This is a genomic window from Persicobacter psychrovividus (assembly GCF_036492425.1).
Lineage (GTDB): Bacteria > Bacteroidota > Bacteroidia > Cytophagales > Cyclobacteriaceae > Persicobacter > Persicobacter psychrovividus.
Genome location: NZ_AP025292.1, coordinates 435,976 through 456,096, shown reverse-complemented (window position 1 = coordinate 456,096; position 20,121 = coordinate 435,976). Strand labels below are relative to the sequence as shown.

Genomic DNA, 20,121 nt, shown 5'->3' with positions numbered 1-20,121 from the left:
AAACTGCCTTTCCCTTTAGTGGTCGATTTTCCCCCTTGATCCCTAAAATTCCACTACCGATCCTTTTTTATTTATTAATATGTGATTTTTATTCTTGTTTTGCACTACGCTATTAGAATGAAATAAAAACCACATCAATATGAAAAAACGCATCCTATCGATCTCTCTCGCCGCAGCCATTATCCTGATGGCCGTTGGAATCGCCAAAACCCTCCCTTCCAGAGCCGAAAAAAGTAAAGTAATTACCTCCCAAAGCATCTCCACAGCTGTGGAGGCCGAATATCCTCAGCTCGGCGACATTCAGCAAACCACCCATGCCACTGGCAAACTAAGGGCCACCCACCGTTATGAGATTTTTGCACAGGCCGATGGGCAGCTGTTGTCTTCAGCCAATAAATTTAAGCAAGGGGCGACCTATCGAAAAGGGCAAGTGGTTTTAGCCATTGATCAGCAGGAATACAAGATGAGTTTGCTGGCGCAGAAGTCGGAATTCATTACCCTTGCCACAGGAGTGCTTCCAGACCTGAAGACCGACTACCCTGAGGCTTACCCATTATGGCATCAGTATCTTTCTGATTTAAATATCCACCATAAACTTCCGCAACTGCCCGCGACAGATTCCGAGCAATTGCGCTTCTTCCTGACAGGAAAAGGCATTTATTCGAACTATTACAACATCAAATCTTCTGAAGAAAAGCTCGATAAATATACCATCTACGCACCCTTCGACGGCGTGGTAACGGACTCCAAAATTGAAGCAGGAACCGCCGTACGGTCAGGTACTGAACTGGGGACAATGATCTCCTCCAAAAGCTTTGACCTTGAGGTTACTGTTCCCCTTAAAGAAATGGCGCAAATAAAGATTGGAACGAAAGCAAAACTGTCCTCTACGGAAATCGACGGCGAATGGTCGGGGCAGGTGATCCGCATCAGTGGCGACATCGATCAGGCCTCCCAGTCGGTGAAGGTATTTATCCGCACCAGTGGGGCTTCTTTGCGCGAAGGAATGTTCCTGAATGCTGAAATTAAAGGCGCTCCTTTCAAACACGCCATGAGTATCGACCGAAAAATGATCGACAACAACCAAAAAATCTGGGCGATCAAAGATGGAAAACTCCACCGCCAGCAGGTTACAGTTCTGGCTACTGAAGGCCCGATCGCCATTATCCAGGGGGTGGATGAAGGCACTGCCCTACTCAAGACGGTCATCAAGAGTGCTTATGAGGGGATGCCTGTTCATATCGCCAAAAAATCTTAAGCCTCCAATCTTTCTTCTACCTCAAGAGTCATGAAAAAATTAATTTCCTATTTTATCAAATTCCCCCTTGCGGTGAATTTGGTCATGGTGCTGACCTTCCTTTTTGGAATGTTTGCCCTCTCAACCATACAGCGTAATTTCTTCCCCAATTTCCCGACACGGAATGTATATGTGGACATTCTGTACCCAGGGGCTTCACCCGAAGAAATTGAAGAAGGCGCTATTTTAAAAATTGAAGAAGAGATCAAAGGGATCTCGAATATGGAGCGCATCACCTCCATCTCCCGTGAAAATATGGGAACGGTAACCATCGAGATGGAAACGGGTACCGATATGGACAAAGCCCTTACGGATGTAAAAAATGCGGTGGAGAAAATCGCCTCCTTCCCCAAAGATGTGGAGTCGGTGGTTTCCTATAAACACGATGATACCAACTTCGCCATCAACTTTGTGGTCTTCCCCAAAGGACAGGAGAACGTTCCGCTCGCTACGCTGAAAAGTGAGGCGCAGAAAATGGAAAGGGATCTCCTTCGGATGGACGGCATTTCCAAGGTGACCCTCGGAGGTTACCCAGAAGAAGAAATTGGGGTGTTTCTTAATGAGCCTGCCATGGAAGCCTACAACCTGACTTTTCAGGAAGTGGCCATGGCTGTTACCGCCGCCAATCTGGTCATGACTGGCGGGAGCATCAAAGATGGTGAAGAGGAATTTTTCATCAGGATGCGTAACAAAGAATACAACAGTCAGGGACTGGAAAATATTGTGGTGCGTAAAACCGATGCTGGCGGAGTGATCCGCCTGAAGGATGTGGCACAGATCAAAGACCAGTGGGAAGACAGCCCTTCAAGAGTGCTCTACAATGGCAAAGAGGCCTTTTTGGTGGTGATCAATACCACTTTCGAAGAGGACATCGTCGGTGCTTCAGAAACGGTAAAAAATTACCTTGACGAATACAACGCCAGCCAGCATTTGTTGCAGGGAGAGATTAACAAAGACATGAGTGTGATTCTTCAGCAACGTATTGACCTGCTTGTGGACAATGGCGTGGTGGGGATTGTTCTCGTACTGATCTTCCTGTCATTATTCCTGAATCCCCGCATTGCCTTTTGGGTAGCGGTCGGTATTCCTTTCTCGATCATGGGAATGTTCATCATCTTGCCTGCCACCACGGTAACCATCAACATGATGTCGCTTTTCGCCCTCATTCTCGTGCTCGGTATTCTTGTCGATGACGCCATTGTGGTGGCCGAAAATATCTACCGACACTGGCAAATGGGAAAAACGCCTGTACGCGCTGCCGTAGAGGGGACTTTTGAAGTGATGCCTGCGGTAATCTCTGGGGTCATCACGACCATGCTTGCCTTCTCGTCCTTCGTATTTCTCGATGGTCGGATGGGCGAAATGTTCTCTGAAGTCGCCGTCATTGTAATCAGTATTCTTTTTGTATCACTCATTGAGGGGCTGATTATTCTGCCCGCGCATATGGCGCACTCCAAAGCCCTGAAAAAGGGGGAGAAAGTCAGCAAATGGCAAAAGCACATGAGCTGGGCGGAAACAGGAATGATCAAGATCCGCGATCGCTATTATGCACCGCTTCTTCGGGCTTCTATTCAGTATAAAGCCATCACTTTCGCGACCTTCACGGCCATGTTCATCATCTCCGTAACGCTGGTGGCTACTAAATGGGTACCGAGTACTTTCTTTCCTGAAGTGGAAGGAGATGACTTCACCATTAACCTGACCATGCCAACGGGTACTGATGAACAGATCACCCAAAATGCATTGGACAAAATCAATGCGGCCATTTGGCAGGTCAATGAAGAAATGCGTGCCGACCAGCCACAGGAGCAAAACATCATCAAAACCGTCTTCCAGCAATTTAATGGTGCAGGAAACGACGCCTCGATTTCCATCACCTTGCTTGATGCCGCCATCAGGAATGGCAGTGGCTCGGAGGTCATCACCAAAATCAGGCAGCAGGTCGGGGAAATCCCTGGAGCAGAAACCCTCACTTATGAGAGCTTCAGCCCCTTCGGTAAGGCCGTCATGATTTCGCTCGTTGGGGAAAACAATGACGACCTGCAGGAAGCCAAGGAAATCCTGAAAAGGGAACTCAACAAGATGCCCGAGCTTACCGACATTTCCGACATTACACCCGTGGGTAACCGCGAGCTTGAGATTGAACTTTCGGAAAAAGCCTACTTACTCGGCGTTACAGAACAGGAAGTGATCGGCCAGGTGCGCGATGCCTTCTTCGGACGGGAAGCCCAGCGTTTACAGCGCGGGAAAGACGAGGTGAAAGTTTGGGTAAAATACCCTGAAAACAGCCGAGCAGATTTCTCACAGCTCGAACAGATAAAAATCCGCCTTGCGGATGGCTCTGCTTACCCCTTGTCTTCTTTGGCCACCATCAAGGTGGTGAATGGAGTATCGAGCATTCGCCATTTGAGCTATGATCGCGAGGTACAAATTCAGGCCAACCAAACCGACCCTAAAGCATCGCTGCCAGACATTCTCAAAAAGGTGGATCAGCAAATATTGAAACCGCTGTTCGCAAAATACCCAGGAATTTCTGCCGACTACGATGGGCAAAAAAGAGAAACGGAAAAAATGGCCAAGTCGGCAAAATACGTCATGCCAATTATTTTACTGGCCATGCTTTCACTGGTCATCCTGACCCTCCGTTCCGTTAGTCAGTCGTTGCTGGTGTATGCCATGATCCCGCTGAGTTTTGTCGGTGTAGTACTTGGGCACTGGGTGCATGGTTTTGCCATCTCCATGATGTCGGGTATGGGAATGATCGCCCTTGTCGGGGTGATGATCAACGATGGGCTGGTGCTTATCAATGCCCTGAACATCAACCTTAAAGAAGGCATGGGCTACGAAGAAGCACTTTACGAGGCAGGAATTTCACGTTTCCGCCCGATTATCCTGACCACCCTGACCACGGTTGTGGGTATGGCGCCTATGGTATTTGAAACCAGCCTGCAGGCACAGTTTCTGATTCCTGTGGCCTTATCGTTGGCCTATGGAATGATCATGGCCACCACCACCACCCTACTGCTGTTGCCTTCCATGCTTTTGATTGTCAATAAGCTGAAAGTGAAAGTGTCCAGTATTAAAAAGGGGCGCCCGGTAACCAATGAAGAAGTTGAAAATGCGATTAAAGAAATGGAATACGAATATGAAGAGGTTTAAATATATCAGCCTTTGCCTGAGCCTATTTTTAGGCTCGGCAACATGGGCGCAGGAAATCGAATTACCAGAAAAGATTGACCTTGCCAAGGCCATTGAAACGGCCATGACCAACAACTATGACATCAAGATTGCCCGTGCGGAAGCCGACAAGGCACAGAACAGTCACCATATTGGGAATGCTGGGCTGCTGCCATCTGTTTCGGCTTCAGGCGGAGGAGATTTCAGTGTAAATGATACCGAAATTCAGTTCATGAATATGGGTGGCGGAACAGGCAGCGGAGGAAGCACAGGTGGCGGTGCAGGTGGCGGTGCGGCGCCCGATGACACACCAACCCCAGGCGATATTATGGTGATTGACGGTGCGGAATCCATCAGCTACAATGCGAGCATTCGTATGGATTACACCATTTTTGATGGATTCGGTAATGTATATACTTACAAAAAACTGGAGGGGGCGAGCGAATTGCAGGAAACCCTTTACCGTCAGCAAATGGAAATGACGATCGTGCAGGTCGCCGAACAATATTACGAGGTTTGTCGGGCTCAGCAAAACTACAACTTGGCACAACAGTCACTCGATATTTCTAAGGAAAGATATCAAAAGGCGGTTGATCAGAAGACGTATGGGCAGGCCAATCAGCTCGATTTATTGAATGCTGAAGTGGACATGAACAGCGACAGCACCCTGCTGCTGCAAACGGAACAGCAACTGCTGATGAGCCTGAAAAACCTGAATGTAGTGATGGGTATTGGGGTGAATAACAGTTACGAAGTGAATGATTCGGTTACGTATCGCGACGACCTGACCGCCGATTATGTTACCACCGCAGCCATGACGTACAATGCCAGTATTGTGGCACAATTGCAACAGACCGAAATTTCGGAACTGGACATGAAAATCACCCGTGCCCGCAAAATGCCGAGCATTTCAGCCTACGGATCCTATGGCTATAACCGTACCGACAACGAGGCCAGCCAGGTGATTTACAACCAGAACAGAGGGTTCTCCACAGGGCTATCGGCCAGCTTTAATATCTTTAATGGGCGCCAGCAACGCATTGCAGAGCAAAATGCTAAAATTGACCTGGCCACTGAAAAAGAAAGACAACGCCAGACCGAAGCGCAAATCGAACGAGATATTGCGAACGCTTACACTGATTATACCTATAAAAAACGAATCGTTGAATTGCAGCGCACAAGCTTGAAACAGGCCAGACTCAATTTTGAATCTACCAAAGAGATGTTTGCCCTGGGCAGATCAACCTCTATTGAGTTCAGGACAGCACAGGAAAACCTGTTGAATGTTGCCAACCAATTCAGCGACGCACAATTTCAGGCCAAAGTATCGGAGTTTTATCTGCTTCAGCTTTCAGGCTTGATCTTGAATGATCCCGCTAATTAAGTTCGAGGGGCGGGTGTAATACTCGCCCTGACTTTGGTTCAAGCGCCTCGCTTGGATCAAAGTCATTTATCAATTTTAGTCTAAGCCGGACGCTTGAATTAAAAATGGAGACCGGTCGTAGGCTCCTGCCTACGCCCCTCCATCATCAAAAATCAGTCGTTCTTCCGAACGTCTCTACTCATCAGGTCGAAAAAAAATCTATGGAAACCTCCGAAATCTGTGGATAAAAACTAACCTTGCCATCTATGCAAATCAAGTTTCCCAAATTAAACTTCAAGCTGTTTATTATCCCTTTAGTGGGGACACTGATGATCCTGATCTCGACAGGCCTAATGTACCTGTTTGGCTTCAAAACCTTCGAACAAATTCAGGATCATGCCTCAAAAAGGATCGTCCTGCTTGCGGTCGAAACCTTCCTTGCTGTTTCGGTAATTCATTATATCCTCAAGGTTTTCAACAAAAAATTCCCCTGGGAAAAAAGCTGGATCTTTCGTTTTTTCCTGGACACCATGGTGGTGTTTTGTATGGGGGCAATCATGGCCTATTATTTCAATGACCGAACAACGGCTGCTGTGCGCAATTTCTTACCTCCCAATATGCCACTTGAGCTCAGTTTCATCATGCCCGTGATCATGAACACCCTCTTTGTTTGCGTGGTCGAATTGATCCTGCTTTATGAGAACCATGCCAACATGAATGTCAAGATTGCCATCATGGAAAAGGAGCGAATCAATTCCGCCTACTCGGCACTGAAGCAACAGCTGGATCATCATTTTCTGTTCAACAACCTGAGTGTTTTATCCTCGCTGATTTATGAGGATGTTGATAAAGCCGATGATTTCATTCAGGACTTTTCGAAAGTCTATCGTTACGTTTTGCAGATCAATGATCGGGATTTGGTAACGGTGGAGGAGGAACTGGATTTCATTGATGCTTACCTTTACTTGTTCAAAAGTCGTTTTGAATGTGGTTTTGAATATCGTATTGATGACATGTCGGCAGTGAATCAACGGTTCTTGCCTCCGCTGACCTTGCAGGTTTTGGTGGAAAATGCCATTAAGCACAATGAGGTTTCGAAGCAAAACCCACTACATATCCGAATCAGCCATCAAGACGGGCTGTTATCGGTATCCAATAACCATCAGCCCAAAATGGAGGATGTGTATTCCACTAAAACGGGGCTGAGAAACCTGACCGAAAAATTTAACCTGCTCAATACAACTGCTCCCACTTTTAAATTAGAAAATAAAGCATTTATTGCACGAATACCATTAATTGAAGCTGACCATGATTAGAGTTTTGATCGTCGAGGACGAAATGCCCTCCGCCCGTAAATTGAAAGCGCTTGTCGAACGCCTGATGCCCGAGGCCGAAGTGGTCGATATGCTGGAATCCTGTCAGGAAAGCATCGATTTTTTGAGTGAAAATTCGGTGGATCTGATCTTCATGGACATCCACCTGACCGACGGCAACAGCTTCAGTATTTTTGAAAAAATAGAGATCGAAACGCCGATCATCTTTACCACCGCTTACGATCAGTATGCGCTCAATGCCTTCAAACAAAATGCGGTGGATTACCTGCTCAAACCGATCAACAGGGAAGAGCTGGCCACGGCGATTGAGAAATACAAAAAGGTATTCAAGCAAAGTGAACAGGTGCAGGGCATCGACTATCATGCTTTGGGGAAAATCATTGCCGAGCAAGCGAAAAATCAGTACAAGGAGCGTTTCATGGTTTATTACCGACAGAACATCCGTGCGGTGAAAACCGAAGAAGTCGCCTATTTCTTCGCCGAAAGCAAGGCTGTGTTTCTGCGCACCCATAGCGGACAAACCTACGATGTGAATTATACTTTGGAGCAATTGGAACAACAGCTCGACCCAATGCGCTTTTTCCGTGCCAACCGAAAATTCATTGTCTGTATTGATAATGTGCAGGAGGCAATTGCCTACTCCAAAAGCAAGCTGAAGTTGCACCTAAGCCCTGAGCCCGAAAGCGAAGTTTTGGTGTCCGCCGAGCGAGCGAGTAAATTCAAACAGTGGTTGAATCAGTAGGGTCTGGCCTGCGTGCCTGACCTAAAATAATGTTCAGAGTGTTAAAGGCAATGTTAAACGATATAACCAAGAATAGTAGGAGAATCATTTAAAAGGACTGAATATTTGATAGATCAAGATTAAAATATAAATTAATGTATTATTAGTTTTTATATTTAAATCATGCCTTCAAATCATCAACCTATCGAAAGAGAAGAACACTTACTTTCTAAAAACCTAAAATTGAACTATTGTCGATTATGTCAATATCGTAAACAAAACCTTCAAACAGGGGTGTATTGTGGTAAGGATTCTTTACCTAAAATTGAGGGCGATACTTGCTCTTCATTTGAGCCTGAGGTAGATCGTGTTTATCAAGCTTATGATTTACATAAAAGGGCAAACCGATTTGACTTTGGCTATTTTTATAAAACGTGGTACAGCTGGTGTGTTTTTCTGCTTCTCTTTTTCAAACAACCCATCGCTGATACCATAAAAAAATATTCCTTCACGGAGGAGTATAGATACACCATAGCCCATACAAGGATAGAAGAACAAGGAGGCTTAGATTATAAATTCTTGTGGTTTGGAGGAATTAATAAAACTGTACTCTTTTCTTATCAGCTCAATGGTCAGTACTACTTATTGACTGATGAGTTTCGGAGTGAAAAAGAGATTGGCTTTCCTAAAAAAGTACTAATAAAATATGACCAATTGAATCCCAATGATTTCAGAGTGGAAAGGTCAGTAGATGTTTCTAATGTTGATACAGAAAACCTTCCTGTTAATGGCTTTGATAAAGACGCTTTGGGTCAATTTTTATATCAGTATTAAAATATTAAGGATAATTTGACCTATTAGGAGCTGTTGTACAACTATGTTCGCTAATTATCAAACCAAATATAATTTGCTCACGCCTTTTTTTACCATGGAATAAATTCCATGTCTTTTATGAAAAGGCCTTTCAGGCCTTGTGTGCCGAAGGTACATTTTGTGATAGCTTCGGGTTTTAACCCGATGAAAAAAATACCCCAAATTATGGTTGGTGTAGGTAGAGGCTAAAACCAATGTTAAGCCATTATAGGGCGTTTTTTTATTTGATCCAAATATTGGATAAAGTCCTCCATTTCACCTTTTTCATCAATTTCCCTTAGAGAGAAATAATACATTTTATTCCCAAGTTTAAGGGTTACAACTTTCGATCTCCTAAGAGCAATAAATACCGAATACCCTCCAAGCAAAAAGAAAAATAGAGGAAATAACAGGAATTCGATGTAATATCTTTGGTCTCCTAAAATTAAATCGGTGTAAATCCTGAAGGAAGAATAAAGGCCTCCTCCAAATAGTGCAATCCCAAACAATCCTACAAATAGCCAATTACTCAAGTCAAAGCCTCGTTTTATAGTAACATTGGACAATTCATTCACTTTGAAGCTTTTATACTTAAATTTATTTCTGAGTAAATGGAATCCCTCTTTATTTAAAGAAAATTTATCGGTTGAAAATTCATTCTTCATGGGTATAATATTAAAAAATACTTGAAAAACATGTTCAGGTCAGGCACATAGGCCTGACCCTACATTTTATTACTTCTTACAATACTGCTTCACCTTGAAGCCTGCCTTCTTATCGCCCATCTCCTTGGCTTTTGTCCAATCCTCGCAGGCGCCATCAAGGTTCTCCAATTGTTTTTTGACATTACCCCGCACTCGGAAATAGGTCGCTTTGCTGTCGTCAAGTTTAATTGCAATATCCAGATCCTGAACAGCTCCTACCAAGTCATTTTCCTCGGCCAGCAAACCTGCGCGGTTAAAGAACATCTCGGCATCGTTGGGATTCAGCTGAATCGCTGAATTATAATCCTTGATCGCCTTTCGGTATTCCCCTTTTTGTTCGTAAATCAGGGCGCGGTTATAGTAAACGTTCGGATCTTCTGGCGAAAGTTCAATGGCACTTGTGAGGTCTTTCAATGCCTCTTCATACAGCTCCAGATACACAAAAGCGGTCGATCGGTAACGGTAGATTTCCCCCGTCTTGATGCCCTTGTTCACTGCGTCGCTCAAAGATTTCACCGCCTGCTCATACTCGCCATTATTCAGGCGGGCTTCTCCCAGATGCGCATAAAGTGTTGGCTCATTCACTTTATTGTTGGTGCGTTCGTAATAACTCACCGCTATGGAAAACTCCCCTTTATGATAAAAACACTCTCCCAAATAATAGAGAATTTCTTCCTCCATTTTCTCCGACAGCTTTTCATAAGCACTCAGATCGGGCAAGGCTTTTTCGTAATCTTCTGATAAGAAATAAGCCACCCCACGGTTTTCCAGCGCCTTCGGATAATCAGGTTCTTTGGCAAGGGCTTCAGTGTAAGCCTTAATCGCTTCCTCCTTATTTCCTGTAAGGAACAAGGCCTTACCACGGTTATTCATCAATTTAGGATCTGTGCTCCCCTGTGTAAGTGCCTGATTGTAATCTACCAAAGCCCCATTGTAATCTTTCAGTCTAAATTTACTATCGCCCCGTACTTGCAAAGCTTCGGGGTAAGTCGCCTGCAATGCTACCGCTTTGTTGAGTGATTTGAGTGCCCCACGCCAATCGCGGTCGTCGTACTGCACCATTCCAAGATGATAATACACCATCGCATTTTTACTGCCCAGCTGTATGGCTTTCTCCAAATCGGCTTTTGCTCCTTTGGGGTTTTGCATCAGCATTTTTGAATTTGCCATCGTTTCTATCCCCAAGAGGTCATCGTGGCCTTTCAGTCCTTTCTCCAAATCGCGAATCGCTTCTTCATATTGTTTTTGCTGATACAGACATACCCCTCTACCAATGTACACTTCCTGATCTTTTACCCCCTGCGTTATCGCAAGATCAAGGCGATCAAAAGCCTGTTCATACTTTCCGAGTCGGAAGCTTGCCGTACCAATCAGGGCGTTGGTTTGCTTGCTTCTTTCGCCTGTCGCTTCCATCCCTTTAAAGTCGGCAAGGGCTTTTTCATATTCTTTCGCACGATAATAGGCCATTCCACGCCCACGCAATGCCAAGCCACTTTTAGGGTTCTTCTTGATGGCCTCGCTAAACATGGCGATAGCCTCAGGCATTTTGTTGAGATAGGATTTTGCTGTTCCCAAGTCTAAAAACAGCTGTTCCTGATTGTAGTTGCTGTTTTTTGCCTGCGTCAGCACATTTTCTGCCTGAGCATATTCTTTGGTATTCAGCAAGCTGTGTCCCCACTGAAATTTCATCTCAGGGGTCAGTGCTGAAATTTTTGCAAAATCCTTCACCGCATTGGCATATTGTTGCGACTTGAAATAGGCCTGAGCTCTGGCTTGCAAGTACTCCTGATGGTCGGGAGCCTGCGCTACCGCCCGATTCAGATGATCAAGAGCTGGGGCAATTTTTCCCAGATTGAAATAACACAAGCCCATATCTCCCTCAAGAGATTCGGCCTCAAAGCCCAGTCGGCGGGCTTCTTCAAAATTCTTGACCGCCTCTGCGTATTTTTTCTCCAGCAACTGCAAAGCAGCCATATAGCCATACACCTCTTTATTTTTACTCTGTTGAGCAATCGCCTTGCTGAAGTTCTCCTTAGCCCCAGCGACATCCTTGGTTTCATAACTCAATATGCCTAACATATCGTAAAGGGGTGTCATGCCTTCGCTCATGCTTTTGGCTTTTTCAAGGTCAGATTTTGCCTGGGTATATTTTTGCTGACGGAAATATGCCGTACCACGCAACAGGTATGCTTTGGCATCTTCAGGGTCTTCTGAAATTACGGCTGAGAAAGCCTCTACCGCTTTGGGGTTGTCCTTCAGCTTTACGGCCAAACGTCCGCGCGACATCTGTAATTCTTTGCCTGAGGCACCAAGGGCTACCGCTTTATCGAAATCGGCCAAAGCTTCTTCTTGCTGTTTTTTGCGTGCGTGCAACAATGCTCTTTTCTCATAAAGTTCCGCATCTTTGGCGCCCATAGCCTCTGCCTTGTAAAGTTGAATAAAGGCCTGATCATAATTTTTGATCGAAACCAGTGCCAAACCATACTGCACCGCTCCCTGAGCCGTTTTCACTTGTCCTGATTTCGGAAAAACAGTTACTGCAGTTCGCATATCGCCACTTTTATAGGCTGATTCTGCCAGCTTATCCAACACCACTTCCGAGGCATTGCCATTTTTCTCCACCGCCTTTAATGCTACCGTAGCCTGTTTGTAATCCTCAAGTTCATAATTCGCCAAACCAGTATATTCAAACATCTCGACCGTCGAAACGCCCTTGGCTTTGGCTTGCTTGAGCAAAGTAAGTGCCCCTGCATAATCTTTCAGCAAATATTTCGCCTTTCCCCAAGCCATAAAAAGTGTACCGTCTTCAGCACCACTTTCCTTCGCTTTCTCAAAATAAGTGACTGCCTTTTGTGGTTGCTGCTCTTCCAAAAACAGTTGTCCGAGGCTTACCCGCATGGAGGCATCTGCCACCTGCATTTCTTCCGCTTTCAATAAAATAGGCTTTACCTGCGCCGATGCCACCTTGGTCGCGAGCATCGCCTTCGATAAGGCCTGATAAACTTCCGCTGTTTCACTCTGCTTTTCAACCGCCTTGCTTAGGGGTTCTATCGCAGCAGAAAGTTGCTTACTTTGGTAAAGCGACAAGCCCATGATCTCATAAGTTTCTGTGGCGGTGCTTCCCTGCCCCAGTGCTTTGGTCATGGCGGAAATGGCAGGCTTGTACTGCTTGAGCGCATAATATGCCTTGCCTTGCTGTTCTGAAAGGTGCTGACTGTCTGCGCCATTTTGGGTGGCCACCAAATACGATTGAATCGCTTTTGAAGCTTGCCCAAGTGCGAGTTGCGCATCCCCTTTCATGATTAAAATCTCCGTGTCGTTCTCTCCTTGAGCGATGGCCAGCGAGAGTGATTTCAGTGCCTGCTCATAATTTTTCAGATGATAAGCCGCGACTCCTTTCAGCTTTGGAATCCGCTTATCTTTGGCGCCCATTGCTTCGGCCTTCTTCACCAAATCGGCTGTGCGTTGCCATTCTTTCAATTCGTAAGTGGCTTCGGCTTTATTCAAAAATGCTTTGGTATAGGTCGGGTCGATTTGTATCGCCTGCTGAAAATCTTTGATCGAGGTTTTATATTGCCCCGTCAGCAACATGGCCTTTCCCCGATTATTGAAGATCACTGCTGTTTTTTCGCCTTTACTGATCGATGCCCCATATTTTGAAATCGCCGAGGCATAATCTTTCTGTTTGAAGTAGGCATTTCCGAGCACAAACAAAGCTTCTGCATCAGGATTGCCCTCTCCAAGAATGGCAATCGCTTGTGGGTAAAGTTGCTCTTCGTAGTAGGAAATCCCCAGTGCCTTCAGCATTTCAGGCGTTTTATCGGATTGTACTTTGGCCAAATCTTCAATAGCCATATCATAATTTTTGGTCGCATAGGCCATCATTCCTCGCGCTGAGAGTGCCCCCTGATGATCAGGTTTTTCTTTCAGTGCTTTGCCATACGCAACACGTGCCCCCGAGGCATCATCAGTGGCCTGCTTCGATAACCCCTGATAATAGTAAGCCGTAAATTCACTACCCATTATATTGCTGCACTTGCCAAACTGAACGGCGGCTTTGCTGAAATTTTGCTGCGTGTAGGCTTCCATCGCCAAAAGCAATGCCCTGCTCGCCCGAAACGACGGTAACCAGTCTTTAAATTTCTGATTGACTTTCTGCATCGAATATCGGCGTTGGATATCGATAATGGCCGTTTTGGCCGTCAGTACATGGTCTGCCACCATCCCTACAACTTGTCCATCAACCAGCAAAGGTGCGCCGTCTGCCTGAACAAATTCTTTCGCCGTCAGCCATTGTCCATAATCCTCAAAATACTGAAGGTGATCGATGCCTACGGCTTGCGTACTTTGGGTGCTATCATTCTTAAAAGTAACCAGCGTTGCTTTCGTGGGCGCCGTTGCCTGCCCCATGCCTATGCCCGAAACACCATTCACTTTGCTGACCGAAAACTTGATCATGCTTGTGGCGGGATCATAAGCGAAGACCTTACCGATCTCGTGCTTTTGCCCATCGAGGGTGTAAACCTCCACCCGCATGGCCTTATGAAAGCCCGTTGCCCGACTGATGGCTGTTCCTTTATCATCAATAAAAAAACCTGTAAATTGATTCACCTGCCGCCCACTGGCGCCAATTGTTTTAATCAAGAAAATATTTGGATACTCAGATGCCTGCAAATTGAAGCTTTGCATTATTCCCCAGACGGTCAGGAGAAAAATCTGTAAAAATTTTTTCATAGGTTGAATTTGTTGGGATGCCACAGTGGCCTGTCCTTTGTATTTATACAATGCCACAAAATACTAAAAAAATTAAAATGCTATTACATTAGAGCCCTCCAAATAGAAATTATTCCTTACTTCTATGAAAAAATGAGGCACATTGACTAAAAATTCAGCCACGAAGGCTTTGTATCATTTGCATTTTTCCTGAATAAACACCACCAAAAATGCAACAAATGACCCTTGTGGCATATTGCGGTGTAAAATCAAACTTCAAAAAGCAAAATAGTTGTCGCAAAATAAAATACTGTGTGGGACTGAAATAAAAAAAGTCCTCGAAAGGACTTATCAATATTACAATAGTGTACTGTGAATCAAATAGCTATCAGAAAACCGATCCTTAAATTGGTCAATTTCCACGCCCTTCGGGAAGATACCGTAAACTGTCGCTCCCGAGCCTGACATAGACGCATAAACAGCACCAAGAGCATAAAGCTGCTTCTTGATCTTGGCTATTTCAGGGTATTTCGGGAAGATCGAGTCCTCAAAATCATTCTTCAGGTGGTGCTTCCATTCCGTCATCGGATATTCCTCCACCACTTTTTTAATCGCAATTTCAGACGGCTTTGGGGTAACGCCTGAATAGGCCTCCGCTGTCCCGATATGGATATTCGGATTCACCAGCAAGATCGGGTGGTCAGCAAGATCACAGTCAATCGGCTGAAAATCCGTTCCCGTCCCTTCTGCAAGTACGGGCTTATTCTGAATAAAAAAAGGACAATCACTGCCCAACTGCCCAGCATACTGTTCCATTTCTGCAATCGTCAGCCCAAGATTAAACTGTCGGTTCAGCTCCGTGATGGTAAAAGAGGCGTCCGCAGAGCCTCCACCCAAGCCTGCACCAATGGGAATAATTTTCTGTAAAATGATTTGAACAGGCGGAAGCTGATGGTCTTTGGCCAATAATTGATATGCCTTCAGGCAGAGGTTACTGTCGGCACTGCCAGGAATGGGAATCCCCGCAGATTGAAAAGTGGTCGTTTTAGCGGGTACAATCTCAAGTGCATCCTGCCATTGAATCGGCAGAAAAACCGAGGAGATGTTATGAAAACCGTCAGGGCGCTTGGATGTGATGTTCAGCCCGAGGTTGATTTTTGCATTTGGATAACAGATCATGGTCAAATATTGACTTTTTTGTCCACAGATTACACAGATTGCACAGATTTTTTTTTGGAGAAGGACTGCTTTGGTTTTGGTCATGCCTCCTATCGCGAGAGTCCCTCTCGTGATAGCCAATCAACATATGCATCTATTGCAAGCGACATATTTTCCACGGGTAAAATACCCGAGGCTACTGAAAATGTACCTTCGGTACATAAGCCCTGAAGGGGCTTTTCCAATAGCCTCGGGTGAGAACCCGTGGAAAAATATTAATCGGAAATCAATATGTAAAATTGAGTTGTGCAACGCCTTTGTGACGCCATCACCTCCTCTTCCTCCACCAACGATATCCCCACTCATAGGCACCCGTGATGTTCAGCAAAAAGAACAAAAGGCCTGTCAGTGGGATGATCAGGATTTCGTATTTGCCGACGATGAAGGAAAACAAGCGACCGTTGTGCATCTCGAACATGTAATTCCACAAGGGCATTTGGTAGTCATCGATCAGGGCTTGGGGCATTTTGTAGGGGACTTTTCCGACAGGATTTACATTCATCAGCCCTTGGTAGTGGGTGGCGAAATATTGCTGTCCGTCGGGGGATTGGAAGTAGCCTGTTACCATAAAATGATCGGGTTTTTGGACGCCCGAATATGGTTTTTCCCAACGGTGATTGAGCACATTTATCGCCATGCTGTCGCCTTCGTGGTAGTCTTTCAGTCCGTAGAATGACCCCAAAAGGTAATGGTTGTTGGGGCGTTTTTCCATGACGGTGGCACCCATCACGAAGACATTGGCTTTCCAGTTTTGTGGGGTAAAAAGGCCTGAACCGTCTGCTTTTCCTGTATAAATACCTTTGGCGGTTTCGAGGATCAGTCGGTCGGTTTGCTGATCATAGGTAGCATTATGGATGGTTTTGTACCATGGATTTTTATGGAATACGGTCGGGATGTCGCTTGTTTTCACCTTGCCCCCGACCAATGCCACCAATAGCGGTGGACGCAAAAACATGCCCGTAATGCCCATCGCCAACATAATTATCACAGTGATGACACCCACCTGTTTGTGGTTGTCAATCGACCATTTGAGCCAAGCGGATTTCTTGGTTTTTCGGAAAGGGAAATACTTACCTTTTCTTAAGAAAATATAAATGGCGGTCAGCGATAGAAAGATCAAGACCAATGCCATCAGATCCATGAACAATCGTCCGCCCAAGCCGAACAGCCAACCGCTATGCAAGGCGAAAAAGTAAGAAATCAGATCGACAAAAGGTGCTTCTTTGGTTTTGATGGATAGGGGATGAAATGCCAAAGGAAAAGCGATTGGGCTTTGTAACAATTCGCTGTTGCCAACCAATATCAGCTGATTTTGTCGTTGGATCATTTTGACAAAATGGTGGTTCTGATATTTACCCAAATCCACCCGATGCCATTGGTTTTGTTTTAAATCCAGACACCAAAGCCCTTGATAGGTGGAGGCAAAGAGTTTGTTTTGTTGGGGAAGATAAAACAGATCGTTGGTCTTTTGTCCGAAGGGCGAAGTGGTGAAGCCTTGTTTTCTTTCAGAATAAAAATGCTTCCCTCCATCTTCAGATCGCCAGATGCCTTGTTTTCCTGCAAAGAAAAGGGTGTCCTTGCCGATGAATTGGGCATCGATCATGGCGGATCGGTTCCACTCATAAGGTCGATAATGATCAGGCACCAAAACGTTCGGCACACCGATATCAGCGACGGCTTCAGGGTGGTTGAGGATAATGCCTGAAACGCTCATCCAGATCAAGAACAGCGACAATCCGACGCCCAGATACTTATGCCAGCTTTTGGCTTTTTGATAAAGCCATTTTCCGATTTTTGATGATTGTTTCATAACTCAATATTATCCACTGATTGTTCTTCTATGAGGTGTTTTTTTATTGTCCACAGATTACACAGATTTCCACAGATTTTTTTTGATCATGATTTGGAGGATTACCATGATTTTTGTTGGCATACTTACCTTTTCCTAACCTCAGTTCAAGCGTCCCGCTTGGACTGACCAACTTGGTAAATATCTTTGATCCAAGCGGGATGCTTGAACCAAAGATGCAAGAAGCTTAAACCCGAGTAAGCCCTTCAACAAAAGGCAAAATCTGCGCCTAAGCGCCATTCCTGCGAATAAAAAAGGGGAAACTAACCGTGGTCAATTTCCCCTAATATTTCAAAAAAATAGGCTTACACTAATTCTTCTTCTTTTTCAGTTTTGGCTGCTTCGGTTTTTCCAGTCAAATAGCTTTTGCTGAAAGTGAAAATGAAGTAAACCAATGACAACAATCCGAAGGTAAAGATCACATCACCAAACACACGTGACCAGCGGATGCTTTGGAAAGTTGGGTTTTGCAGGAACTCCGCAGAGCGAGCATACCATAAACCAACATCCATTGCGGCAAAAGTCTGTGCAATACCAATCGGCAGGATACTAATGACAGTCATGGCCAACAAGCCAATATTCAGCGACCAGAAGATATTTTTCATTAGGCGCTCACTCCATTCCATTGAAGGTGCCATCGCACGCAACGAGAACAACGTCAAACCGATTCCTAACATTCCATAAACACCGAACAATGCCGTATGACCATGAACAGGCGTCAGGTTCAAACCTTGCATATAATACAATGCGATCGGAGGGTTAATCAAGAAACCAAATACACCCGCACCTAATCCGTTCCAGAAGGCAACCGAGATGAAGTAGTTGATTGGCCACTTGTAGCGTTGCAACCACTTTCCTTTTTTCGCCTGTTTGTAATAAGAATAGGCTTCAAAGCCCAATAATGATAGGGGAGCAATTTCCAAAGCACTGAAGGCAGCACCAACAGCCATCACACCCGTAGGTGTACCTGTAAAATACAAGTGGTGGAAAGTTCCCAAGATACCACCGAACAGGAAGATCGTTGCTGATCCCAGCGTCGCTTTGGTTGCTGATTCAACCTTCACCAAGCCCAATCGGGTAAACAGGAAGGCGATCACTACGGTAGCAAATACTTCAAAGAAGCCTTCTACCCAAAGGTGAACCACCCACCATCTCCAGTATTCGGCCATCGACAAGTTGGTGTGGCGACCCCACATCAGTCCTGCGCCATAAAATAAACCAATAGCCGCTGAGCTGATCAAAAACATCGTCAGAAGGGATTTGTTCTCTTTGGCATTTTTGATGGCAGGCACCAAACAACGCCCCATCAAAACCAGCCAGATCCCCAAACCTGCGAACAATAGAATCTGCCAGAAACGACCCAACTCTACGTACTCATATCCTTGGTGACCGAACCAGAATGAAGCCGTCAAGCCCATTTTCTGCATGATCGAGAACCACTGTCCTGCCATTGATCCACCCACAACGATGAACAAAGCCACGAACAAAATATCAACCCCTAACTTTTGGAATTTAGGCTCAAAACCAGCTACTGCAGGAGCGATGAACAAACCTGTTGCCAACCATGAGGTGGCGATCCAAAGAATGGCCAACTGCAAGTGCCATGAACGCGTTACGGCATACGGCAAGATCGCCGACAAATCCAAGCCAAAGAACGCCTGACCTTCCACACCGTAGTGGGCTGTCAATGCACCCATTCCAACTTGTAAAACAAACAATGCTGCCACTACCCAGAAATATTTCAAGGTTGCTTTCATCGAAGGCGTTGGCTTCAAACCAAACATTGGATCCTGCTGAGGAAGCTCGTGCTCCTCTTCCATACCGTCCTCTTCTTTTGCATGAAAAAACGACAGGAATAAGATACCCGCAATCAGGATTACCACAGAAAATAAAGACCACATCAGTAAAGAAGAAGTCGCTTCGTTGCCTACCAACGGCTCATGTGGCCAGTTATTGGAGTAAGAAACACCACCTGCTGAACGCTCTGTAACACATGCCCATGATGTCCAGAAGAAGAAAGCATTCATATCTTCCATTCGAGTAGCATCGTAGATCGTATGCTCTTTCAAAGCATAAGCCTGACGCAATTCATGCAAGCCTTTTCCGCCCATGAACAAATCGGTGAAGTGCTTAGAAATGCTCTTGAAAGCCTCCACACGAACACTTGGAACCGTCAATTTCTTGGTAGCGGCATCGTATGTATTTTTGCGGATCATGTCCTGCAATTGCAATTGCAAAGGCGCCTGATCTGCTTTCGACAAAGCATCATATTTTTTACCAAATTTGGCGTTTGACCATTTATCCAAGATAAACATTGCCTCGCGGTGCAGGTAATCCGCACTCCAGTCAGGTGCCTGATAAGCGCCATGACCCCAGATCGAACCGATGTCCTGACCACCAATCGACTGCCATACATTCTGACCGTCCTGAATTTGTTTCATGGACATGACCACATTTCCTTGTGCGTCCACCACTTGTTGAGGGATCGGAGGAGCCTGCTTGTAGATCTCACGTCCGAAGAATAAAAGTACCGCAAAGGAACCGACCATCACGGCGATAAATGCCCACCAATACTTCTTGTAATTGTTTTTCATTTTAAAATTAAGCGCAAAAAAAGACCACCTCCTTAATTAAAGGTGATCCTTGAAGTCAATCAATAGATTTTGTTTTTATAGGGATTATTGAGGGGGTAAATTATCACGAGAGGGACTCTCGCGATAGATTGAGATGTTTATTTGTCCACAGATTACACCGATTTCCACAGATTTTTTTTGATGAGATCACGAGAGGGACTCTCGCGATAGCCTGAGGGGGATCTATGAAACTATCGCTTCATTAGTTCAAGCATCCCGCTTGGACTATTTAATCAATTTTGATCCAAGCGAGCCGCTTG

General features: G+C 45.2%; 11 protein-coding genes. 6 read left to right on the top strand and 5 right to left on the bottom strand.

The features are described from left to right. Positions 1-139: 139 nt before the first annotated feature. The 6 genes from AABK40_RS01950 (at position 140) to AABK40_RS01925 (ending at position 8,726) form a co-directional block, all read left to right on the top strand. Positions 140-1,258 carry an efflux RND transporter periplasmic adaptor subunit gene (locus AABK40_RS01950; RefSeq protein WP_338397502.1) on the top strand — a complete coding sequence of 373 codons (1,119 nt, stop codon included), beginning with the start codon at positions 140-142 and terminating at the stop codon, positions 1,256-1,258. 30 nt (positions 1,259-1,288) lie between these two features. Continuing rightward, positions 1,289-4,456: an efflux RND transporter permease subunit gene (locus AABK40_RS01945; protein ID WP_338397501.1), complete on the top strand. Its 3,168-nt coding sequence runs from the start codon at positions 1,289-1,291 to the stop codon at positions 4,454-4,456. Then, positions 4,443-5,858 (top strand): TolC family protein, encoded by a 1,416-nt coding sequence (locus tag AABK40_RS01940; protein ID WP_338397500.1) that lies wholly within the window; start codon positions 4,443-4,445, stop codon positions 5,856-5,858. Before AABK40_RS01945 ends, AABK40_RS01940 begins: the two co-directional genes overlap by 14 nt. 245 nt (positions 5,859-6,103) lie before the next feature. Continuing rightward, positions 6,104-7,153, top strand: coding sequence for a sensor histidine kinase (locus tag AABK40_RS01935; protein WP_338397499.1), 1,050 nt, complete (start codon positions 6,104-6,106; stop codon positions 7,151-7,153). Continuing rightward, on the top strand, positions 7,146-7,913 hold the full coding sequence (locus AABK40_RS01930; protein WP_338397498.1) for a LytR/AlgR family response regulator transcription factor: 768 nt from the start codon (positions 7,146-7,148) through the stop codon (positions 7,911-7,913). The genes AABK40_RS01935 and AABK40_RS01930 overlap by 8 nt, the downstream gene beginning before the upstream one ends. Positions 7,914-8,075: 162 nt before the next feature. Continuing rightward, positions 8,076-8,726, top strand: a complete 651-nt coding sequence (locus AABK40_RS01925; RefSeq protein ID WP_338397497.1) for a hypothetical protein — start codon at positions 8,076-8,078, stop codon at positions 8,724-8,726. Between the two features lie 236 nt (positions 8,727-8,962). On the opposite strand, the gene AABK40_RS01920 is transcribed toward AABK40_RS01925, so the two are convergent. The 5 genes from AABK40_RS01920 to AABK40_RS01900 all read right to left on the bottom strand — a co-directional run bounded on the left by AABK40_RS01920 (position 8,963) and on the right by AABK40_RS01900 (position 19,822). Further along, entirely contained in the window at positions 8,963-9,409 is a 447-nt protein-coding gene (locus tag AABK40_RS01920; RefSeq protein WP_332919691.1) for a hypothetical protein, read from the bottom strand. A gap of 69 nt (positions 9,410-9,478) precedes the next feature. After that, a complete protein-coding gene (locus AABK40_RS01915; protein WP_338397496.1) occupies positions 9,479-14,182 on the bottom strand; it encodes a tetratricopeptide repeat protein in 4,704 nt (1,567 codons plus the stop codon). A gap of 336 nt (positions 14,183-14,518) precedes the next feature. Next, positions 14,519-15,340 carry a 4-(cytidine 5'-diphospho)-2-C-methyl-D-erythritol kinase gene (gene ispE / locus AABK40_RS01910; protein ID WP_338398055.1) on the bottom strand — a complete coding sequence of 274 codons (822 nt, stop codon included), beginning with the start codon at positions 15,338-15,340 and terminating at the stop codon, positions 14,519-14,521. 307 nt (positions 15,341-15,647) lie between these two features. Then, positions 15,648-17,189, bottom strand: a complete 1,542-nt coding sequence (locus tag AABK40_RS01905) for a PepSY domain-containing protein (protein WP_338397495.1) — start codon at positions 17,187-17,189, stop codon at positions 15,648-15,650. A gap of 344 nt (positions 17,190-17,533) precedes the next feature. Further along, positions 17,534-19,822: a nitric-oxide reductase large subunit gene (locus AABK40_RS01900; protein ID WP_338397494.1), complete on the bottom strand. Its 2,289-nt coding sequence runs from the start codon at positions 19,820-19,822 to the stop codon at positions 17,534-17,536. Positions 19,823-20,121 lie beyond the last annotated feature (299 nt).